Source organism: Klebsiella sp. CN_Kp113 (assembly GCF_040064585.1).
GTDB lineage: Bacteria > Pseudomonadota > Gammaproteobacteria > Enterobacterales > Enterobacteriaceae > Klebsiella > Klebsiella michiganensis.
In genome coordinates this window covers 328371-349573 of sequence record NZ_JBEAID010000017.1, presented here as the reverse complement: position 1 = coordinate 349573, position 21203 = coordinate 328371, and the positions used below count along the sequence as shown (strand labels likewise).

Sequence of the window (21203 nt, the reverse complement as noted above, 5' to 3'; positions counted from 1 at the left end):
CCTGCGACCAATTGATTAAAAGTCAACTGCTCTACCAACTGAGCTAACGACCCGAGTGGTGGGTGATGACGGGATCGAACCGCCGACCCCCTCCTTGTAAGGGAGGTGCTCTCCCAGCTGAGCTAATCACCCGATACTACGCTGGATACATCTTTAACGGTGGGTCGTGCAGGATGACTCGGCTTCGCCTCGCCCTACGGGCCGTTGCTGACGCAACGTTATCCTTCACGTTTTACTATCGCGTTCCACCAGAACGATTGGTGGGTCGTGCAGGATTCGAACCTGCGACCAATTGATTAAAAGTCAACTGCTCTACCAACTGAGCTAACGACCCACTATTTTCGCCGCTTTGGGCTTGTTCGATATCCCTTGGCAACGGCGGCATATATTACTGATTTCAGAATTCAGCGCAACAACAATTTAGATAAAGATTGCTTAACTGCTTAGGATTCACGCGACAAGACCAGAAATGATGCGATTTCTGGTCATGCCATAATCATCCGAGTGCGTTAAGGCGTTTTTGCGCTTGTTTGGCCCCGTCGGTGCCAGGAAATTTACTGACCACCTGCTGGTAAACCGCCTTCGCTTTTGCGGTATCGCCTTTGTCCTGCATGATCACGCCGACTTTAAACATCGCGTCGGGCGCCTTCGGGGATTTAGGGTAGTTTTTCACCACGGAAGCGAAATAGTACGCCGCATCGTCCTTTTTACCCTTGTTGTAATTCAGCTGACCGAGCCAGTAGTTGGCGTTCGGCTGATACGTTGAATCGGGGTACTTTTTGACGAAGTTCTGGAAAGCCGCCATCGCATCGTCCTGGCGAGAGGGATCCTTCACCAGCGCGATAGCCGCGTTGTAATCGGTATTGGCATCACCGGTCTGCGCCGGGGCGCCTGACGAGGCCGCTGGCGCCGTCCCGCTAGCCGCAGCGCCCTGATCGCCCGCTGGCGTCTGGGTTTGCGCTCCCGCTGCGCCGCCACCGCTGCTCAGACCGTCGATCTGCAACAGGATCTGTTTCTGGCGCTCAACAACCTGATTCAGCTGATACTGGCTTTCCTGAATTTGACCGCGCAGGGAATCAATATCGGACTGATTATCGGAGAGTTGTTGCTGGAGTTGGGTTAAAAGCTGGCTGTGCGCATTGGAAATACGCTCGAGTTGAGTGACGCGGTCTTCGACCGAGCCTGAGCCGACACTACTGATTGGCGCCTGAGCAAAAGCGGCCCAGGGGGCCGCTATGCCAACCAGTAACGACAGACTCAATAGATGATGTCTGAAGTTACTGCTCATGCAATTCTCTTAGTAAACCAGTACGGCGCGACGGTTTTTGGCGTAAGCCGCTTCGTCGTGGCCCAGTACTGCAGGTTTTTCTTTACCGTAAGAAACGATGGAGATCTGGTCAGCAGAAACACCTTTGCCCTGCAGATACATCTTAACGGCGTTAGCACGACGCTCACCCAGAGCGATGTTGTATTCCGGCGTACCACGCTCATCCGCATGACCTTCTACGGTCACTTTGTAGGACGGGTTGCTGCGCAGGAAGTTTGCGTGCGCGTCCAGCATTGCAGCGAAGTCAGAACGGATATCGTATTTGTCCAGATCGAAGTAAACGATATTGTTCTGCTGCAGCTGTTGCATCTGCAGACGAGCCTGCTCTTCGGAAGACATGTTGCCGCCGTTAGCGTTACCGTCCATACCAGTGCCGGCACCCAGCATGCCTTCACCGCTCTGGTCGTTGCTGGCGTTCTTGTTAGAAGAACACGCCGCGATTGCCATAACCGGCAGAGCGATCAACAGCCCTTTCAGCACTTTGTTCAGTTGCATTTCTTTGATTCCTTTAATAATCAATTATTTATTATCACAGATACGGCGACCAGGCAGGTGATTTTACCTGTCCATCAGTTGCCGGAAGACGCGCTTTGAAACGCCCATCTGTAGAAACCAGATTCAGCACGGATCCCATCCCCTGAGAAGAGCTGTAGATTACCATAGTGCCGTTAGGTGCCAGACTTGGCGTTTCATCTAAAAACGTTGATGACAGAACCTGCACACCACCCGCTTCCAGATCTTGTTTGGCAATGTGCTGCTGACCACCGGCCGAGCTTACCATTACCATAGTTTTACCATCAGCGCTCACGTCAGCGTCCTGGTTTTGTGAACCTTCCCAGGTAATACGCTGCGGCGTGCCGCCATTAATATTGACTTTATACACCTGCGGACGACCGGCCTGGTCGGAAGTAAAGGCCAGGTTCTGGCTATCCGGGAACCAGCTTGGTTCGGTGTTATTGCTGCGACCGTTGGTCACCTGACGAATCTGGCCAGATCCCAGGTCCATCACGTACAGGTTCAGGCTACCGGTTTTCGACAGAGCGAAAGCCAGTTTGCTGCCGTCCGGCGAGAACGCCGGCGCGCCGTTATGCTGCGGGAACGAAGCAATCTGACGAACGGAGCCGTTAGCCAGCGTCTGCACAACCAGCGCAGAGCGTCCGCTTTCAAAGGTCACGTAGGCCAGCTTCGCGCCGTCCGGAGACCATGCCGGAGACATCAGCGGCTGGGTTGAACGGTGAACGAGGAACTGATTGTAGCCGTCGTAGTCGGACACGCGCAGCTCGTACGGGAACTGACCGCCGTTGGTCTGTACCACGTAGGCGATACGGGTACGGAAGGCGCCCTTAATACCGGTCAGCTTCTCAAATACGGCGTCGCTGGCAGCATGCGCGGCATAGCGCAGATACTGTTTCGTGACTTTAAAGGAGTTCTGCGCAAGCACGGTACCCGGCGCGCCGCCGGTATCAACCAGCTGATACGCCACGTTGTAGGAACCGTCAGGGTTTTGCGTCACCTGACCAACCACGACGGCGTCAACGCCCAGCGCAGACCATGCCGCCGGCTGTACTTCCTGAGCGCTACCCGGCTGCTGAGGCAGACGCGAGCGATCGAGCGGATTAAACTTGCCGCTGTTGCGCAGGTCAGCCGCCACGATACCGCCCACATCTTCCGGAGCAGCACCCTGCCCCGCCCACTGGAACGGCACAACGCCGATTGGGCGTGCCGAGTCGACCCCTTGGGTAATCTCGATGCGTACTTCTGCGTGCAGCACTGCCGCCCACAGCATTAAAAAACCAAATGCTACTCGTAATGCCTGCTTCATCATATCTCCCTTATCCAGGCGAAAAGCCCACGATAATTTAGCAGAATGTTAACAAACTCAAATACACAAAACTACCAAAACCCTGGGCCTACCGACGTTTGTTTTCCCCGTATAAACGGGGAAAACTATCACTGAGGTTTGAAGTCCAGTGGCGCATTTTTGAATGTTTCATAAACAGCCTGCGACGGCGGTTTAGGGAACTTCGTCATCCGGCTCGTTGCCGCCAGCATTTGCTGACAGAACGCCGGATCGCCGCCTTCCGATTTCACACTTAACAGCGTTCCATCCTGAGCCAGATTCACACGTAAAGTACAGGTTTTCCCCTTGTAGGTATCCCAGTCATAGAGATGACCTTTAATCGCAGCCTGCACCTGTGAAATATAGCTGTTAATCTCAGCCTGGGATGCACCACCCTGCCCCTGCTTACTTCCTTTAGCAGGAGATGAACCCCCAGCGCTACCGCTGGTATTACCTTTCGGCGCATTCTTACCGGAGCTCAGGTCGCCGAGCAGATCGTCCACGCCGTTGGCCTCTTTGGCCGCAGCGGCTTTCTTCGCGGCTGCTGCCTTAGCGGCGGCGGCTTTCGCCGCTTTGTCTGCGGCGGCCTTCTCTGCTGCTGCAGCTTTGGCTGCCGCGGCTTTCTCGGCGGCGGCTTTTTCCGCTGCGGCGGCTTTCTCGGCTGCCGCTTTCTCAGCAGCGGCTTTCTGCGCGGCGGCTTTTTCTGCCGCTTTTTCGGCGGCGGCTTTTTCAGCAGCGGCCTGTTTCGCCGCTTCCTGCTGCGCTTTTTTCTCTGCCTGCTGCTGCGCTTTCTTCTCGGCTTCCTGCTGAGCTTTCTTCGCTGCATCCGCTTCGGCTTTTTTCTGCGCGTCCGCGGCCGCTTTCGCGGCTTCTGCTTCCGCCTGTTTCTTCGCATCCGCCGCCGCTTTCGCCGCAGCGGCTTCGGCTGCTTTCGCCTGCGCATCGGCCTTCGCTTTCGCGTCAGCGGCGGCTTTGGCGGCAGCTTCCTGCGCCTCTTTCGCCTGTGCGTCCGCTTTGGCTTTGGCCGCTGCGGCGGCTTTCGCCGCGGCTTCTTCCGCCTGTTTCTGCTGTTCTTTCGCCTCTTTAGCCGCTTCCTGCGCCTGTAGACGATCCTGTTCCAGCTGTTTCAGCCGTTCCTGCTCGGCGGCCTGTTTTTCACGTAGCTCTTCCGCCTGCTGCTGAGCCTGCTTTTCACGCTGCTCGGCGGCGCGGCGGGCGCTGGCCTGCTGCTGCTGTTGGCGGTCATAATTCTTCACAACCGCCCCCGGATCGACCATTACCGCATCGATAGAGGAACCTCCGCCACCCCCGGCAGAAGCATCCAGATGCTCGTCAAACGAACTCCAGATCAGCAGCGCTATCAATACGATGTGCAGCGCGACTGATACTATGATCGCTCGTTTAAGCTTGTCGTTTTGTTCGGTTGCCTTTGACACTATCGGTTCCCAAAAACTGTTCGCCTGTTCCCGTTATATGACGTCGGCCACGAGACGCTGTTGTCCCAAAGCCGACGTGCTGGCGGGCGTGCATATTGCGAGCGATTAGATCGGCTTGGTCATCAAGCCAACCGATTTAACCCCTGCGCTGTGCAACAGGTTAAGCGCTTTAATAATCTCATCGTATGGCACCTCTTTAGCACCGCCGATCAGGAACACCGTTTTCTCATTCGCCTCAAGTCGACGCCTGGCTTCCGCAATAACCTGTTCCGGCGGCAGCTGCGATAACGTTTCCGGGCCAACTTTCACGCTGTACTGCCCGACGCCGGAGACTTCAACGATCACCGGCGGCTCATCGTTGCTTTTCACCGCCTGCGACTCCGTTGCGTCCGGTAGGTCGACCTCTACGCTCTGCGTAATGATCGGCGCTGTCGCCATAAAGATCAGCAACAGCACCAACAGGACATCCAGCAGCGGAACGATGTTGATCTCGGACTTCAGTTCGCGACGTCCGCGTCCACGTGCTCTGGCCATGGCTTACCCCTTATTGCTTTCGCTGCTGGTAAACGCCTGACGGTGCAGAATGGCGGTGAACTCTTCCATAAAGTTGTCGTAGTTCAGCTCAAGTTTGTTCACGCGCTGGTTCAGACGGTTATAGGCCATAACCGCCGGGATAGCGGCAAAAAGACCAATTGCCGTCGCGATGAGCGCTTCTGCGATACCCGGCGCAACCATTTGCAGCGTCGCCTGTTTTACCGCGCCCAGCGCGATAAAGGCATGCATGATCCCCCATACGGTACCAAACAGACCGATATATGGGCTGATAGAACCCACCGTACCGAGGAACGGGATGTGGGTTTCCAGGGTTTCCAGCTCGCGGTTCATCGAAATACGCATGGCGCGCGACGCCCCTTCGACAATCGCTTCCGGCGCATGGCTGTTCGCACGATGCAGACGCGCAAACTCTTTGAAGCCGCTGTAGAAGATTTGTTCCGAACCGGTCAGATTATCGCGACGACCCTGGCTTTCCTGGTACAAACGAGAAAGCTCGATACCGGACCAGAACTTATCTTCAAACGCTTCGGCCTCACGTGACGCCGAATTGAGGATACGCGTTCTCTGAATAATGATGGCCCAGGAGGCGATGGAAAAACAAACTAAAATCAACATGATAAGTTTAACCAGAAGGCTCGCCTTCAGGAACAAATCAAGGATATTCATCTCAGTCACTGCTTAAACTCCGCGACAATAGACTTGGGAAGCGCACGAGGCTTCATTAAGAGTGGATCAACGCACACGATAAGAACCTCAGCTTCATTCAAAACGACGTTCTCGGCGTTGACGATTCGCTGCGTGAAAACCAGGGTAGCTCCTCGCATTGAGGTTATCTCCGTCTGGATTTCGAGCATGTCGTCGAGTCTGGCGGGCGCAAAATACTCCAGCGTCATTTTGCGAACCACAAAGGCAACTCGTTCAGCCAGCAAAACCTGTTGGCTGAAGTGATGATGGCGCAGCATCTCTGTGCGTGCTCTTTCATAGAAAGCGACGTAGCTGGCGTGGTAAACCACACCACCGGCGTCGGTGTCTTCGTAATAGACCCGAACCGGCCATCGAAACAGCGTTGTATTCACTTTACATCCCGGTAATGCAACAAAAGGTTAGTGCTTTCAAACTTCGCTACTATACGCGCGGGAATCGTGGTTTGGAATGGGGGAAAGTAAACGAGGAGTAAATTTTTATGGGCTTATGCAAGCCCATATGGTTAACAGAGATTTCTTATTCAAAAGAAGAAAAAGAACAGGCCCAAAACGAGCACAATATCAGCGATAAGCGGACAAAAAATTCCCTGCCAGTGAATGGCGCGCGGGCGGAAGCCCACGCCGTGGATAACGCCGGTACAAACCGCCCACATCAGCAGGAAGCCGTGCCAGATTTCCAGCTCGCTGGTTTTGGCCGCAAAGCGCGACGGATCCCAGAAGATGCAGCCCGCTAGCGCCAGCGCCATCAATAAGGAAAGCGCCCTTAACGGGCGCTTGTCCATTATCGCGTAAAGAGTCGCGATAATACTCATCAGTGTTCTTCTTTACCTGCTTTGGTGGCTTCCACGTGCTCAAGCGCCAGCGCGGTAATCACCCCAAAAGCACAGGCAAGAAGCGTTCCCAAAATCCATGCGAAATACCACATATATAGCTCCTTACCTTAGTACAGCGAGTGGGTGTTCTTTTCGATGTCTTCGCGAGTGATGCGACCGAACATTTTCCAGTAACACCAGGCGGTGTAGGCCAGAATAATCGGTACGAAGACAATCGCCACGTAAGTCATCAGGTTCAGCGTCAGCTGGCTGGAGGTCGCATCCCACATGGTCAGGCTCGCGTTCATCGCCGTGCTTGATGGCATAATGAACGGGAACATGGCGATACCGGCAGTCAGAATGATGCACGCCAGCGTCAGCGAGGAGAACAGAAACGCCCATGCGCCTTTATCCGCTTTTGTCGAGATGACGGTCAGCAGCGGCAGCGCCACGCCCAGAGCAGGAATCGCCCACAGCGCCGGCATGTTATTAAAGTTCACCATCCACGCGCCGGCTTCACGCGCGACTTCTTTGGTCAGCGGGTTAGACGGGCCGGTATGATCCATCACCGATTTCACCACATAACCGTCGATACCGTAGTAGACCCAAACGCCCGCCAGCGCGAAGCAGACCAGCGTCACCAGCGCCGCCACCGTAGACACGGAGCGGGTGCGCAGGTGCAGTTCACCCACGGTACGCATCTGCAGATAGGTCGCGCCCTGCGTCAGGATCATCGCCACGCTAACAATACCGGCCAGCAGGCCAAACGGATTCAGCAGCTGGAAGAAGTTACCGGTGTAGTACAGGCGCAGATATTCATCAACGTGGAACGGAACGCCCTGCAGCAGGTTGCCGAACGCCACGCCAATCACCAGCGGCGGCACGAAGCTGCCGACGAAGATGCCCCAGTCCCACATGTTACGCCAGCGGTTATCCTCAATCTTCGAGCGGTAGTCGAAACCCACCGGACGGAAGAATAAAGAGGCCAGCACCAGGATCATGGCCACATAGAAGCCGGAAAACGCGGCGGCGTAGACCATCGGCCAGGCGGCAAACAGCGCGCCGCCGGCGGTGATCAGCCACACCTGGTTTCCGTCCCAGTGCGGGGCAATGGCGTTAATCATAATTCGACGCTCGGTGTCGTTACGACCGAGGAAACGGGTGAGCATCCCCACCCCCATGTCGAAGCCATCGGCGACGGCAAAACCAATAAGCAAAATGCCGATCAGCAGCCACCAGATAAAACGCAATACTTCATAATCGATCATTTGACGACTCCTGTCTTAGCGTGCCGACTGAATAGCCGCAGAGGACTGTTCAAAGTGATAGCGACCGGTTTTCAGGCTGCTTGGTCCTTTACGGGCAAACTTGAACATGAGGAACAGTTCAGCCACCAGGAACAGCGTGTACAGGCCACAAATCAGCACCATAGAGAAGATCAGGTCGCCCGCGGTCAGCGACGAGTTCGCGACGGCCGTCGGCAGCACCTCACCAATAGCCCACGGCTGACGGCCATATTCGGCGACAAACCAACCCGATTCAACGGCAATCCACGGCAGCGGCAGGCCATAGAACGCGGCGCGCAGCAGCCATTTTTTCTCACCGATGCGGTTGCGAATCACGCTCCAGAAGGAGGCGCCGATAATCAACAGCATCAGCACGCCGCACGCTACCATGATACGGAAGGCGAAGTAGAGCGGCGCCACGGCAGGAATAGAGTCCTTGGTCGCCAGAGCAATCTGCTCTTCCGTCGCGTCAGAGACGTTGTCGGTATAGCGTTTCAGCAGCAGACCGTAGCCCAGATCTTTCTTCACGTCGTTAAAGCGATCGCGCACGGCCTGGTCGGTTGAACCGGCACGCAGCTGTTCCAGCAGCGCGTAAGCTTTCATCCCGTTACGGATACGCTCTTCGTGCTGAACCATGAGGTCTTTCAGGCCGGTAACCTGTTTATCCACGGATCGAGTCGCAATGATGCCCAGCGCGTAAGGAATTTGAATCGCGAAGCGGTTCTCCTGCGCCTTCTGATCGGGAATACCAAACAGGGTAAAGGCCGCCGGAGCAGGCTGAGTTTCCCATTCAGCTTCGATAGCCGCCAGTTTGGTTTTCTGCACGTCGCCCATTTCGTAGCCGGATTCATCACCGAGAACGATAACGGAGAGAATCGCCGCCATACCGAAGCTGGCTGCGATAGCGAAGGAGCGCTTGGCAAAAGCGAAGTCGCGGCCTTTGAGCATATACCAGGAGCTGATGGCAAGAATGAACATCGCGCCGGTCACGTAGCCTGACGCCACGGTATGAACGAACTTAACCTGAGCAACCGGGTTCAGGACCAGCTCAGAGAAGCTGACCATCTCCATACGCATGGTTTCAAAGTTGAAGTCCGACGCAATCGGGTTCTGCATCCAGCCGTTAGCGACGAGGATCCACAGCGCCGACAGGTTGGAGCCCAGCGCCACCAGCCAGGTCACGGCCATGTGCTGAACTTTGCCCAGACGATCCCAACCGAAGAAGAACAGACCGACAAAGGTAGATTCGAGGAAGAAGGCCATCAAACCTTCAATGGCCAGCGGCGCACCGAAGATATCGCCCACATAGTGAGAGTAGTAAGACCAGTTAGTCCCGAACTGGAACTCCATGGTCAGACCGGTTGCCACACCCAGCGCGAAGTTGATACCAAACAACTTGCCCCAGAACTTGGTCATATCTTTATAAATCTGTTTGCCGGAAAGGACGTAGACCGTTTCCATGATGGCCAGCAGGAACGCCATACCTAGCGTCAGCGGCACAAACAGGAAGTGGTACATCGCGGTCAAGGCAAACTGTAAGCGCGACAGTTCGACTATATCTAACATCATGACTCCTTGCTCATCGCATGAAGACTCCGAGAGTGAACCCCGTTAGAAAGGGTCACACGCATGCCCCAATACAAATTTATTTGCTTCTTCTCGTCACGCCCGTTTTCTCATGCAAGAAAACGATAGTAATGAGAAGTTACAAACATGTTAACAAAACACCCAAATTGATCCCGTGATTATATTACGCTGCAAAACCCTTACAATAAATAGGTTTTTATTGTGATAAATTTGCAGTTTTCGACAGCGATCAATTTATAGCGAAAATACCAGATTTCGGTCAATTTGATCAGCGACAATTTAACTCCATTTCGCGACCTTTTCCAAGTTTTAAACATTGATTTAAATCAATTTTCATTTTAAATGTTAATTATGTATACCGTGTACCGTACAGGTAAACACTAGGTTAACAATATGTTTTTCAAGAGTATCAACGGTTACTGAAAATGATAGTCCATTTATTTCGCCGCGGAGGGGAATTTAATGGGATGAGCGCTGGGCGCATTAATCCGGGCATCAGCTGACAATGTCGTGTAGCTCACAGATTTTTTTTATCAAGTTAATGCCCTAAATTTTTTTGCTTATTACATTTATCATTGCGTTTACTTTCAATTAACACAGATGCGTAACTATCTCATTATCAAGTAAATGCGGCGTACATTCTCTTTCTCGTCGTTTTGTGACGCAACGCACCCTGCTCTTTATGCAGCAGACTTTCCCCCTTGCGCTTTTATCCACCCCGGACAGCTGCTCTCCTGCCCCACTCCGCCATTCAACAAAAATGAAATATTAAATAAACAAATCACCATTTTATATCTTTAATCTAACAAATTCGCCGTGACGCATATAAAAAACAGCACATAAATTCCGTTACTATGCTCACAGAAAAATTTAAAGAATTGTATTTACCGCTTATTATCAAAGGCAAAATAAACGCAAAATATAAAATAAGACCTTGCTCACAAACATCGCAATCTATTTATTAAAAAGATCTGAACAGAAATAACCCCAGACAATAAAAAAACTAACAACATCATGATACAAAAGGATTTTTTAAATAAAAATCAAAAACAAGATTTTTTTGAAAGATATTCTGAAAATAGATCAATTGCTTCCCCCCTTCGAACCACAGACACTCCAGCCCTATTAACAGGCGGCCATCATCAACGCTGCAAATATTAGAAAGTCGTTTTTATTTTTATACCATCAGCCTTACAGAGGATTACCCATGAAGAAATCAACACTTGTTATTGGCGTCATTGGTGCTGACTGCCATGCAGTAGGCAACAAAGTCCTGGACCGCGTTTTTACTGCCCATGATTTTCGCGTAATCAATCTGGGGGTGATGGTCAGTCAGGATGAATATATCGATGCCGCTATCGAAACCGGCGCGGACGCCATCGTTGTCTCGTCTATTTACGGCCACGGCGATATCGACTGCCTGGGCCTGCGCGAACGCTGCATCGAACGCGGTAACGGCGATATTCTTCTTTACGTTGGCGGCAACCTGGTGGTCGGTAAGCATGATTTTGCCGACGTCGAGGCCAAATTCAAAGAGATGGGCTTCAATCGCGTCTTTGCCCCAAGCCACGATCTGGAAGACGTCTGCAGGCTGATGGCGAACGATATCAACCAGCGCCACGGCGTTGAACAGCAGTGTCTGGAAGAGGCTATCTGATGCAAACCGTCTCTGTCGATATCGGCTCGACGTGGACCAAAGCGGCCCTCTTCGCACAGGAGGGGGATGAGCTGACGCTGGTAAACCACGTTCTGACCCCGACCACTACCCATCACCTGGCGGAAGGTTTTTTTGCCAGCCTGAACCGGGTGCTTAACGTTGCCGATGCGCGCCCGTTGCTGCACCGCGGTGACGTCACGCTGAAATACTCTTCATCGGCAAAAGGCGGTCTTGCCGTTGCCGCGATGGGTCTGGTGCCGTCCATCACCCTGGAATCAGCAAAAGTCACCGCCCACTCGGCGGGGGCCAAAATCGCCCAATACTACGCCTACAAACTCAACCGCCACGATATCCAGGCGCTGGAAGCCACGCCGCCGGATATCCTGCTGTTTACCGGCGGAACCGACGGCGGCGAGGAGAGCTACGGCCTGGCCAACGCCCATGCGCTGGCGGAGTCAACGCTCGACTGCGCCATTATCTATGCCGGAAACCGGGATATTCAGGACGAGGTTCAGGCCATCCTTGGCCACAAAGATTTGACCACGGTAGACAACATTCTGCCCGATCTCGATCACCCTAATCCCTACGCTGCCCGCAAGGCGATTTGCGATGTCTTCTTATCCCGAATCGTCAAAGGTAAAGGGCTGGACGTGATTGTCGCGGAAACCGGCGAAGAGCCGATGCCAACGCCGTGGACCGTCTACGAGCTGGTAAAAACCATCAGCCATTACGACAGCGCGTGGAAAGAGTTCATGCTGATCGATATGGGCGGCGCCACCACCGACGTCTACTCAGCCAGCGCCAACACGCTCTCTCCGGATACCGTTCTGCACGGGGTTCCGGAACCGTTTGTTAAACGTACGGTAGAAGGCGATCTCGGCATGCGCGTTTCAGCTGTCGTGGTCGGTGAAAGTACTCAGGAGCTGGTGAACGTGGTGTTTGCCCACCAGCCGCAGCGTCAGGAGGCCTTTTACCGCTACCTGCGCCATCTGGTCGCTCAGCCGGATTATCTGCCGCTCAATGAGGAAGAAAAATATTTCGACACCGTGCTGGCCGGGCTGTGCGTCGGCTACGCCAGCGAACGCCACGCGGGCACCAAAAAGCAGGTCTGCACCTGCGTGGGCAACGTCGATTTACAGATGGGCCGCGATCTGACCCCCGTGCGTAAAGTCGTCGGTTCCGGTGGATGGCTCTCCCGCGCCAGCGGCTTCGACATCCACCGCTGGCTGAAATACCGCGAACTGGATGACGACGGCAGACGCATTCTCCTGCCAACCCGGTTTGATTATTACCGCGATGCAAAAGGCCTGCTTCCGCTGCTGGCAAACGTTGCCAGGCTCTACCCCGAGCTCGCCGCTCGCACCAGCATTCACTGTTTAACCCTATAAATGAAGGCAGCTACGAATGGAACTTCGAAATAAAAAATTAACCCACGACGAATTCATGACCGAGCGGCATCAGGTATTGCAGACCTGGCATACCGGCAAGGACGTTGAGCACTTCGAAGATGGCGTGAAGTACCAGCAAACCATTCCTGAGAAAAAACGCTTTTCTCACGCTCTGCTTAAGGCCGACCAGGAGGGTAAAACCCTGAGCCAGCCGCGCGCGGGCGTGGCGCTGATGGATGAACATATTGCGCTGCTCAAAACCCTGCAGGAAGAGTGCGATCTGCTGCCCAGCACCATCGATGCCTATACCCGCCTCAACCGTTACGAAGAAGCGGCGGTCGGCATACAGAAATCCATCGAGGCGGGAACCTCCAAACTGAATGGTTTGCCGGTGGTTAACCACGGCGTCGCCGCCTGCCGCCGGATGACCGAAGCGCTGGAAAAACCGGTCCAGGTACGTCACGGTACGCCAGACGCGCGCCTGCTGGCGGAAATCTCCATGGCCAGCGGCTTTACCAGCTACGAAGGCGGCGGTATCTCCTACAACATTCCCTACGCCAAGCGCGTCACTCTGGAGAAGTCGATTCGCGACTGGCAGTACTGCGACCGCCTGATGGGCCTGTATGAAGAACACGGCATTCGTATTAACCGCGAACCGTTCGGCCCGCTGACCGGCACCCTGATCCCACCGTTTATGTCCCACGCGGTGGCCATTATCGAAGGTCTGCTGGCGCTGGAACAGGGCGTCAAGTCAATCACCGTCGGCTACGGCCAGGTCGGCAGCCTGACCCAGGACATCGCGGCGATTAAATCTCTTCGCGAACTCTCCCACGAATACTTTGGCAATTACGGATTCGACGATTATGAGCTGAGTACCGTCTTCCACCAGTGGATGGGCGGCTTTCCGGAAGATGAATCAAAAGCCTTTGCCATTATCTCCTGGGGCGCGGCGGTAGCCGGGATGTCCGGCGCCACCAAAGTGATCACCAAGAGCCCGCATGAAGCGTTCGGTATTCCCACCGCGGCGGCCAACGCGCAGGGGCTGAGGGCATCCCGCCAGATGCTCAATATGGTCAGCGATCAGAAGTTCCCGCCCTGCGCCGCGGTTGAGCAGGAAGTGGAGCTGATAAAAAGCGAGGTTCGCGCGGTGCTGAAGAAAGTGTTCGAGCTGGGCAACGGCGACATCGCCCGCGGTACGGTGCTGGCCTTTGAAGCGGGCGTCCTGGACGTGCCTTTTGCCCCCGCATCCTGCAACGCGGGCAAAATTTTGCCGGTTCGCGACAATGCCGGCGCCATTCGAGTGCTTGAAGCCGGCGCGGTTCCGCTGCCGAAGGACATCCTCGCCCTGCACCACGATTACGTCGCTGAACGTGCGCATTTTGAAGGACGCAAACCCTCATTCCAGATGGTTGTTGATGACATCAACGCGGTATCCCACAGTAAATTAATAGGAAGACCATAATGAAAATTAAACAGGCCCTTTTCACCGCTGGCTACTCTTCATTCTATTTTGACGATCAGCAGGCGATTAAAAACGGCGCGGGTCATGATGGGTTCATTTATACCGGTGCTCCGGTAACGCCAGGCTTCACCTCGGTACGCCAGGCGGGTGAATGCGTATCCGTCCAGCTGATTCTGGAAAACGGCGCGGTGGCGGTCGGTGACTGTGCCGCCGTACAGTACTCCGGCGCGGGAGGCCGCGACCCGCTGTTCCTGGCGGAGAACTTTATCCCGTTCCTCAACGATCATATCAAACCGCTGCTGGAGGGCCGCGATGTCGATACCTTCCTGCCGAACGCCCGCTTCTTCGACAAGCTGCGCATCGACGGTCATCTGCTGCATACCGCCGTCCGCTACGGTCTTTCCCAGGCGCTGCTCGACGCCACCGCGCTGGCCAGCGGCCGCCTGAAGGCGGAGGTGGTTTGCGACGAATGGCAGCTGCCCTGCATACCGGAAGCGATTCCGTTATTTGGTCAGAGCGGCGACGACCGCTACATCGCCGTGGACAAAATGATCCTCAAAGGCGTTGACGTCCTGCCGCATGCGCTGATTAACAACGTCGAAGAGAAGCTGGGTCTGAAAGGGGAAAAACTGCGTGAGTATGTCCGCTGGCTATCCGACCGCATCTTAAGCCTGCGCACCAGCCCCCGCTATCGCCCCACGCTGCATATCGACGTGTACGGCACCATCGGCCTGATTTTCGATATGGATCCGGTTCGCTGCGCCGACTATATCGCCAGCCTGGAGCAAGAGGCGCAGGGCCTGCCGCTCTACATAGAAGGCCCGGTGGATGCGGGTAATAAACCGGACCAGATCCGTATGCTCACGGCCATTACCAAAGAGCTGACCCGCCTCGGTTCCGGCGTAAAAATTGTCGCCGACGAGTGGTGTAACACCTACCAGGATATCGTTGACTTTACCGATGCCGGCAGCTGCCACATGGTGCAGATCAAAACTCCGGATCTCGGCGGCATTCATAACATCGTGGACGCGGTGCTGTACTGCAACAAACACGCGATGGAAGCCTATCAGGGCGGTACCTGTAACGAAACCGAGATCAGCGCCCGCACCTGCGTTCACGTCGCGCTGGCCGCGCGTCCGATGCGCATGCTGATCAAGCCGGGCATGGGCTTCGACGAAGGTCTTAACATCGTGTTTAACGAAATGAACCGCACCATCGCGCTGTTGCAGACTAAGGATTAAGAGATGGCTCGTACCTTTAAGATCTTATCGCCGACGGCAATCCTCGGCTATGGCTTCCCGGAAGAGAGCTTTCGTAAAGCTATGGAGGCATCGCCGGATCTGATTGCCGTTGACGCCGGTTCATCCGATCCCGGCCCCCACTATCTGGGGGCAGGCAAACCTTTTACCGACCGGGCCGGGGTGAAACGCGATCTGCGCTATATGATCGTCGCCGGGGTGAAGAACAACATTCCGGTGGTGATCGGCACCGCTGGAGGATCCGGCGCCGCGCCGCATCTGGAGTGGTGTCGGCAGATTATCCATGAGATTGCGCAGGAAGAAAAACTGTCGTTCTCCATGGCGCTGATCCCGTCTGATGTCGATAAAGCTATCGTTCATCAGGCGCTGGATAACGGCAAAATCACCGCCCTGGACTTTGTGCCTGAACTGACCCACGAGGCCATTGAAGAGAGTACCTATATCGTCGCCCAGATGGGGATCGAACCCTTTCAGCGGGCGCTCGCCGCCGGCGCCCAGGTGGTGCTTGGCGGCCGGGCGTACGATCCGGCCTGCTTCGCGGCGCTGCCGATTATGCAGGGCTTTGATGAGGGGCTCGCCCTGCACTGCGGCAAGATCCTCGAATGCGCGGCCATTGCCGCCACGCCAGGCTCCGGTTCCGACTGCGCCATGGGGATTATCGACGACAGCGGCTTTACGCTGAAAGCGTTTAATCCAAAGCGTAAGTTTACCGAAACCTCTGCGGCGGCGCATACGCTGTACGAGAAGTCCGATCCGTATTTCCTGCCCGGTCCGGGCGGCGTGCTGAACCTGAAAGGATGCACCTTCAAAGCCGTCAACGAAGGCGAGGTTTACGTCAGCGGTTCTCGTCATGAAGCGACGCCGTACGCGCTGAAGCTGGAAGGCGCGCGGCGGGTCGGCTTCCGCTGCCTGACCATTGCCGGAACGCGCGATCCGATCATGATTGCCGGAATCGATAATATTCTTGAAGAGGTACAGACCAGCGTCGCACGCAACCTCTCGCTGAACGATGACAGCATCCGCATGACCTTCCATCTGTATGGAAAGAACGGCGTGATGGGCAATCACGAACCGATGAAAACCGCCGGGCACGAACTGGGCATCCTGCTTGATGTCGTTGCGCCAACCCAGGATATCGCCAACAGCGTCTGTTCGCTGGTGCGCTCTACCCTGCTGCACTACGGCTATGAAAACCGCATTGCCACCGCGGGCAACCTCGCCTTCCCGTTCTCGCCTTCTGATATTCAGAGCGGTCCGGTGTATGAGTTCTCAATCTATCACCTGATCGAAGCCAGCGACGCGCTGCGCTTTGACTTCCATATCGAACAGGTGACGCCAGAAGGAGTTCAGGCATGAAACAATCCCTATGCTCACTGGCGCAGGTGATCCGCTCCAAAAACGCCGGACCGTATGAACTGGTTTTAGATATTTTATTTAAAACCCGGGAAGATTATCAGCGGGTCAAACGTTCTGAGCAATTAACCCCGCAGCTTATTGCCGGCTTATATAACGTAAAGCCTGATTTTATTCATCGCATAATCTGGTTCGATCCGGCCAACGCGGTAAAAATCGTCATGCCGCGGGATATTATTTCCGGCAACGTCGGAGACAATGATGTTTATGGCGCTCAGCAGCATGCGCCGTTATTAAGTATTGAGTTCGACCTGTAATTTCTAAAATACAACAACATCCATTGGGGTACAGAATTTCGCTGTATCACTGTATTCCAGACAATTTATGCGGTTGGTCACCACAGGCGTACGTCTGCGCTGCTACCTGGCGCAGGCGTACGCCGCCCTACACCACTTCACCGACTAACCCTGTTCCGATGGAGTAAATATGAAAAAAATAAGTTTAACCAAAATGATCATATTAGGCCTGATACTCGGCATGATTGCCGGGGTGATCATTAATAATATGGCATCAGCAGATACAGCAAAATCCTATGCGCAGGATATTTCCATTTTTACCACTATATTTTTACGCCTGGTAAAAATGATTATCGCCCCGCTGGTAATATCAACGCTGGTGGTCGGCATTGCCAAAATGGGCGATGCGAAAACGCTCGGGCGCATATTCTCTAAAACCTTTTTCCTGTTTATTTGCGCCTCGCTGCTGTCGATTGCGCTGGGTCTGGTGATCGTCAATCTGTTCCAGCCAGGCGCGGGCATCAACTTTGTCCCCCACGATGCCGGAGCCGTGGCCGCCGTTCAGTCCGAGCCCTTCACCCTGAAAGTGTTTATCTCGCACGCGGTACCCACCAGCATCGTTGATGCGATGGCGCGCAACGAAATTCTGCAGATCGTGGTGTTCTCTATTTTCCTCGGCTGCAGCCTGGCGGCGATCGGCGAAAAAGCCGAGCCCATCGTGAAGGTGCTCGATTCGCTGGTCCACGTGATGCTGAAGCTCACAGGGTACGTCATGCTGTTCGCGCCGCTGACCGTTTTCGCCGCCATCTCCGGGCTGATTGCCGAGCGCGGTCTGGGCGTGATGGTCAGCGCCGGGATCTTTATGGGTGAGTTCTACCTGACGCTGGGCATGCTGTGGGCAATCCTGATTGGCCTGTCGACGGTGATTGTCGGCCCTTGCATTGGCCGTCTGACCAAAGCGATCCTGGAGCCCGCGCTGCTGGCTTTCACCACATCCAGCTCAGAAGCCGCCTTCCCTGGCACCCTCGATAAGCTGGAAAAATTCGGCGTCTCTTCCAAAATAGCCAGCTTCGTCCTGCCCATCGGTTACTCCTTTAACCTGGTCGGCTCCATGGCCTACTGCTCGTTCGCCACGGTGTTTATCGCCCAGGCCTGTAACGTCCACCTCAGCATGGGCGAGCAGATCACCATGCTGCTGATCCTGATGCTGACCTCCAAAGGGATGGCGGGCGTGCCGCGCGCCTCAATGGTGGTTATCGCCGCGACGCTGAACCAGTTCAACATTCCGGAAGCGGGCCTGATCCTGCTGATGGGCGTCGACCCGTTCCTCGATATGGGTCGCTCCGCCAGCAACGTGATGAGTAACGCCATGGGCGCCGCCATCGTTGGCCGTTGGGAAGGCGAGCATTACGGAGAAGGCTGCCGCGGCACCGCCCCGGTCAAAAAACCGGAGCAGGAGCGCCCTGCCAGCGAAACGTCCGAAGTGGCGATGTCCTGACAGCAAAATGGCTATGAGCCCCAGGCCGGATACGTCCGGCCCGGTTCCCTCCAATCATCCCAACGGGACACACCATGAACGTGAAATTTCTTGGCACCTGCATCTTAACCGTCAGCTTACTGTTTAGCGCCGCCACGCAGGCGCAAAGCGCGCCGGACTACGCCAGCATCATCGAGCAGGCGCATCAGAAATATAAGAGTAACCACGACGGTAAAGTCGCCGACTATATCCCTGCCCTGGCGAGCTATAGCCCGAATAATTTCGCCATTACGCTCGCGACGGTCGAAGGCAAAATTTACCAGACCGGCGACGTGACAAAAACCTTTCCGATGGAATCATTAAGTAAAGTTTTCACCCTGGCGCTGGCGATGGAGCAGCGCGGGCCGCAGGAGGTGCTGGATAAACTCGGCGCGAACGCGACCGGCCTGCCCTTCAATTCCGGCTTAGCCGTGGAGCTCACGCAAGGCGCGCCGGAGAACCCGTTAGTCAACGCCGGCGCCATGAGCACCGTGAGCCTGATTGCGGCGAAAGACAAAACCGACCGCTGGAACAACATTCTCAACAACCTCAACGCCTGGGCCGACAGCTCCCTGAGAGTTAACGAGCCGGTATTTCAATCCGAAATGGAGACCAATCAGCATAACCAGGCGCTGGCGATGCTGATGAATTCATACCGCAGCTTCTATGGCGACCCTCAGGAAGCCGTCGAAATCTACACCCGTCAGTGTTCGGTGGATATCACCGTTGAGCAGCTCGCCAAAATGGGGGCCGTACTCGCCAACAATGGCAAATCACCGTTCAACGGCAAGCAGCTGCTCACCGCCAGCTATGTCCCGCAGGTGCTGGCGGAAATGGCGATCGCCGGGCTGTACGACGGCAGCGGCAAATGGCTGTACACCGTCGGTATCCCGGCAAAATCCGGCGTTGGCGGCGGGATGGTCGCCGTCGTTCCCGGGCAATACGCTATCGCCGTCTACTCTCCTCCGCTGGATGCAGCCGGCAACAGCGTCCGCGCCCAGCAGACCATCGAGTACGTCGCGAATGCGACGCGGGCCAATCTCTTTTTAGCGAAATAGTGAGAAGTAAAATGTCGAAACCCTTTGTCTGGCAGGAACTTTTTGTTCAGAGCAACGATAATACCGAATATGAACTGCTAACGAATCAACATGTTAAGGTGACAGAGTTAGATGGAGAAGAGGTCATCAAGGTTGCGCCGGAAGCGTTAACATTGCTGGCTCAGCAGGCATTTTATGAGGCGTCGTTTTTCCTGCGCGCCGGGCACTTAAAGCAGATCGCCAGCATCCTGCACGACCCGCAGGCCAGCGGCAACGATAAATACGTTGCGCTACAGCTGCTGCGCAACGCCGAAGTCTCGGCAAAAGGCGTGCTGCCAAACTGCCAGGATACCGGGACCGCCACCATCGTCGCGAGCAAAGGCCAGAACGTCTGGACCGGCGGCAACGACGCTGAAGCTCTGAGTCAGGGCATCTACACCACCTTTCAGGAAAACAATTTACGCTATTCGCAAAATGCCCCCCTTGATATGTATACCGAGGTCAACACCGAGACCAACCTGCCCGCGCAGATTGATATCAGCGCGGTGCCGGGCAGTGAATACCGCTTCCTCTTCGTCAATAAAGGCGGCGGTTCGGCGAACAAAGCCGCGCTATTTCAGGAAACAAAATCTATTCTGCAGCCGGAAAAACTCACCGCCTTCCTGATTGAAAAAATGAAGGCGCTGGGCACCGCCGCCTGCCCGCCGTACCACATCGCCTTTGTCGTGGGGGGCCTGTCGGCGGACCAGGCGTTGAAGGTGGCGAAGCTGGCTTCGACAAAATATTACGACAATCTGCCCACCAGCGGAAACGAACTGGGCCAGGCGTTTCGCGATACGTCGCTGGAAGCGGCGCTGCTCAAAGCCAGCCGCGAGTTCGGCATCGGCGCACAGTTCGGCGGCAAATACTTCGCCCACGACATTCGCGTGATTCGCCTGCCGCGGCACGGCGGCTCCTGCCCTATCGCCATGGCGCTTTCCTGCTCCGCCGACCGAAACATCAAAGCCAAAATCAACAAACACGGCATCTGGCTGGAGAAGCTGGAACATAACCCGGGCAAGTTTATCCCTGATTCTCAGCGCATAGAAAACGGGGCGCAGACCGTCCAGCTCGATCTGAACCGGCCGCTGCGCGACATCCTCCACGACCTGTCAGCCCTGCCCGTGGGCACCCGGCTATCGCTGAGCGGTCCGATTGTCGTCGCCCGCGACATCGCCCATGCCCAAATCAAAGCGCGTCTGGATAACGGCGAACCGATGCCGGAGTATATGCGCAAGCATATTGTCTACTACGCCGGCCCGGCGAAAACGCCGAATAATCTGGCCTGCGGCTCGCTGGGCCCCACCACCGGCGGACGCATGGATGGGTATGTTGACGCTTTCCAGGCGGCGGGCGGCAGTCTGATCATGCTTTCCAAAGGCAACCGCAGCCAGCAGGTGACCGAGGCCTGCCATAAACACGGCGGCTTTAATCTCGGCAGCATCGGCGGCGCGGCGGCCCTGCTGGCGCAGCAGTATGTTAAAAGTTTGCGCTGCCTGGAGTATCCGGAGCTGGGCATGGAAGCGGTATGGATGATGGAAGTCGAAAATCTGCCCGCGTTTGTGCTGGTTGACGACAAAGGCAACAACTTCTTTAGCCAGTTCGAGCAGCAGCACCGCTGCGCCACCTGTCCGGCAGGACACTAAGGA

Annotated in this window: 20 protein-coding genes and 2 tRNA genes; 9 read left to right on the top strand and 13 right to left on the bottom strand. The window is 55.3% G+C overall.

Going from position 1 to position 21203, the window contains the following annotated elements; genetic code table 11:
* Positions 1 to 56: 56 nt before the first annotated feature.
* The 13 genes from ABLV30_RS10045 to cydA all read right to left on the bottom strand — a co-directional run bounded on the left by ABLV30_RS10045 (position 57) and on the right by cydA (position 9526).
* A tRNA-Val gene (locus ABLV30_RS10045) sits at positions 57 to 132 on the bottom strand.
* Positions 133 to 258: 126 nt separating this feature from the next.
* Positions 259 to 334 (bottom strand) — tRNA-Lys (locus ABLV30_RS10040).
* 162 nt (positions 335 to 496) lie between these two features.
* The gene (gene cpoB / locus ABLV30_RS10035) at positions 497 to 1288 is read right to left on the bottom strand and encodes a cell division protein CpoB (RefSeq protein WP_049080954.1); all 792 of its coding nucleotides are present in this window, start codon (positions 1286 to 1288) and stop codon (positions 497 to 499) included.
* A 9-nt stretch (positions 1289 to 1297) separates the two neighbouring features.
* On the bottom strand, positions 1298 to 1822 hold the full coding sequence (pal, locus tag ABLV30_RS10030) for a peptidoglycan-associated lipoprotein Pal (protein WP_004100337.1): 525 nt from the start codon (positions 1820 to 1822) through the stop codon (positions 1298 to 1300).
* 34 nt (positions 1823 to 1856) lie between these two features.
* Complete coding sequence (gene tolB / locus ABLV30_RS10025; protein ID WP_004133400.1) at positions 1857 to 3149, bottom strand: Tol-Pal system beta propeller repeat protein TolB; 1293 nt, start codon at positions 3147 to 3149, stop codon at positions 1857 to 1859.
* A 128-nt stretch (positions 3150 to 3277) separates the two neighbouring features.
* Positions 3278 to 4603 (bottom strand): cell envelope integrity protein TolA, encoded by a 1326-nt coding sequence (gene tolA / locus ABLV30_RS10020; protein ID WP_038424229.1) that lies wholly within the window; start codon positions 4601 to 4603, stop codon positions 3278 to 3280.
* Positions 4604 to 4708: 105 nt separating this feature from the next.
* Entirely contained in the window at positions 4709 to 5137 is a 429-nt protein-coding gene (tolR, locus tag ABLV30_RS10015) for a colicin uptake protein TolR (RefSeq protein ID WP_004130580.1), read from the bottom strand.
* 3 nt (positions 5138 to 5140) lie between these two features.
* The gene (tolQ, locus tag ABLV30_RS10010) at positions 5141 to 5833 is read right to left on the bottom strand and encodes a Tol-Pal system protein TolQ (RefSeq protein WP_014228456.1); all 693 of its coding nucleotides are present in this window, start codon (positions 5831 to 5833) and stop codon (positions 5141 to 5143) included.
* Positions 5830 to 6234: a tol-pal system-associated acyl-CoA thioesterase gene (gene ybgC, locus ABLV30_RS10005; RefSeq protein ID WP_004100330.1), complete on the bottom strand. Its 405-nt coding sequence runs from the start codon at positions 6232 to 6234 to the stop codon at positions 5830 to 5832. The genes tolQ and ybgC overlap by 4 nt, the downstream gene beginning before the upstream one ends.
* A gap of 149 nt (positions 6235 to 6383) precedes the next feature.
* The gene (gene ybgE, locus ABLV30_RS10000) at positions 6384 to 6674 is read right to left on the bottom strand and encodes a cyd operon protein YbgE (RefSeq protein ID WP_004100327.1); all 291 of its coding nucleotides are present in this window, start codon (positions 6672 to 6674) and stop codon (positions 6384 to 6386) included.
* Positions 6674 to 6787: a cytochrome bd-I oxidase subunit CydX gene (cydX, locus tag ABLV30_RS09995; RefSeq protein WP_004100325.1), complete on the bottom strand. Its 114-nt coding sequence runs from the start codon at positions 6785 to 6787 to the stop codon at positions 6674 to 6676. Before cydX ends, ybgE begins: the two co-directional genes overlap by 1 nt.
* A gap of 15 nt (positions 6788 to 6802) precedes the next feature.
* On the bottom strand, positions 6803 to 7942 hold the full coding sequence (gene cydB / locus ABLV30_RS09990; protein WP_004848954.1) for a cytochrome d ubiquinol oxidase subunit II: 1140 nt from the start codon (positions 7940 to 7942) through the stop codon (positions 6803 to 6805).
* A gap of 15 nt (positions 7943 to 7957) precedes the next feature.
* On the bottom strand, positions 7958 to 9526 hold the full coding sequence (gene cydA / locus ABLV30_RS09985; RefSeq protein WP_004130574.1) for a cytochrome ubiquinol oxidase subunit I: 1569 nt from the start codon (positions 9524 to 9526) through the stop codon (positions 7958 to 7960).
* Positions 9527 to 10754: 1228 nt separating this feature from the next.
* On the opposite strand from cydA, the gene glmS reads away from it, so the two are divergent.
* The 9 genes from glmS to ABLV30_RS09940 all read left to right on the top strand — a co-directional run bounded on the left by glmS (position 10755) and on the right by ABLV30_RS09940 (position 21200).
* Entirely contained in the window at positions 10755 to 11204 is a 450-nt protein-coding gene (gene glmS / locus ABLV30_RS09980; protein WP_049084020.1) for a methylaspartate mutase subunit S, read from the top strand.
* Entirely contained in the window at positions 11204 to 12592 is a 1389-nt protein-coding gene (gene glmL / locus ABLV30_RS09975) for a methylaspartate mutase accessory protein GlmL (protein ID WP_014228454.1), read from the top strand. The genes glmS and glmL overlap by 1 nt, the downstream gene beginning before the upstream one ends.
* Before the next feature lie 16 nt (positions 12593 to 12608).
* Positions 12609 to 14054 carry a methylaspartate mutase subunit E gene (locus ABLV30_RS09970; RefSeq protein ID WP_004848945.1) on the top strand — a complete coding sequence of 482 codons (1446 nt, stop codon included), beginning with the start codon at positions 12609 to 12611 and terminating at the stop codon, positions 14052 to 14054.
* Complete coding sequence (locus ABLV30_RS09965) at positions 14054 to 15295, top strand: methylaspartate ammonia-lyase (protein ID WP_025108135.1); 1242 nt, start codon at positions 14054 to 14056, stop codon at positions 15293 to 15295. The genes ABLV30_RS09970 and ABLV30_RS09965 overlap by 1 nt, the downstream gene beginning before the upstream one ends.
* Before the next feature lie 3 nt (positions 15296 to 15298).
* Positions 15299 to 16669 carry an acyclic terpene utilization AtuA family protein gene (locus ABLV30_RS09960; RefSeq protein WP_014228452.1) on the top strand — a complete coding sequence of 457 codons (1371 nt, stop codon included), beginning with the start codon at positions 15299 to 15301 and terminating at the stop codon, positions 16667 to 16669.
* On the top strand, positions 16666 to 16983 hold the full coding sequence (locus ABLV30_RS09955; RefSeq protein ID WP_025108137.1) for a DUF4387 domain-containing protein: 318 nt from the start codon (positions 16666 to 16668) through the stop codon (positions 16981 to 16983). The genes ABLV30_RS09960 and ABLV30_RS09955 overlap by 4 nt, the downstream gene beginning before the upstream one ends.
* Before the next feature lie 169 nt (positions 16984 to 17152).
* Entirely contained in the window at positions 17153 to 18460 is a 1308-nt protein-coding gene (locus tag ABLV30_RS09950; RefSeq protein ID WP_265801460.1) for a dicarboxylate/amino acid:cation symporter, read from the top strand.
* A gap of 74 nt (positions 18461 to 18534) precedes the next feature.
* Complete coding sequence (glsA, locus tag ABLV30_RS09945; protein WP_265801462.1) at positions 18535 to 19536, top strand: glutaminase A; 1002 nt, start codon at positions 18535 to 18537, stop codon at positions 19534 to 19536.
* 11 nt (positions 19537 to 19547) lie between these two features.
* Positions 19548 to 21200 carry a class I fumarate hydratase gene (locus tag ABLV30_RS09940; protein ID WP_014228449.1) on the top strand — a complete coding sequence of 551 codons (1653 nt, stop codon included), beginning with the start codon at positions 19548 to 19550 and terminating at the stop codon, positions 21198 to 21200.
* Positions 21201 to 21203: the final 3 nt, after the last annotated feature.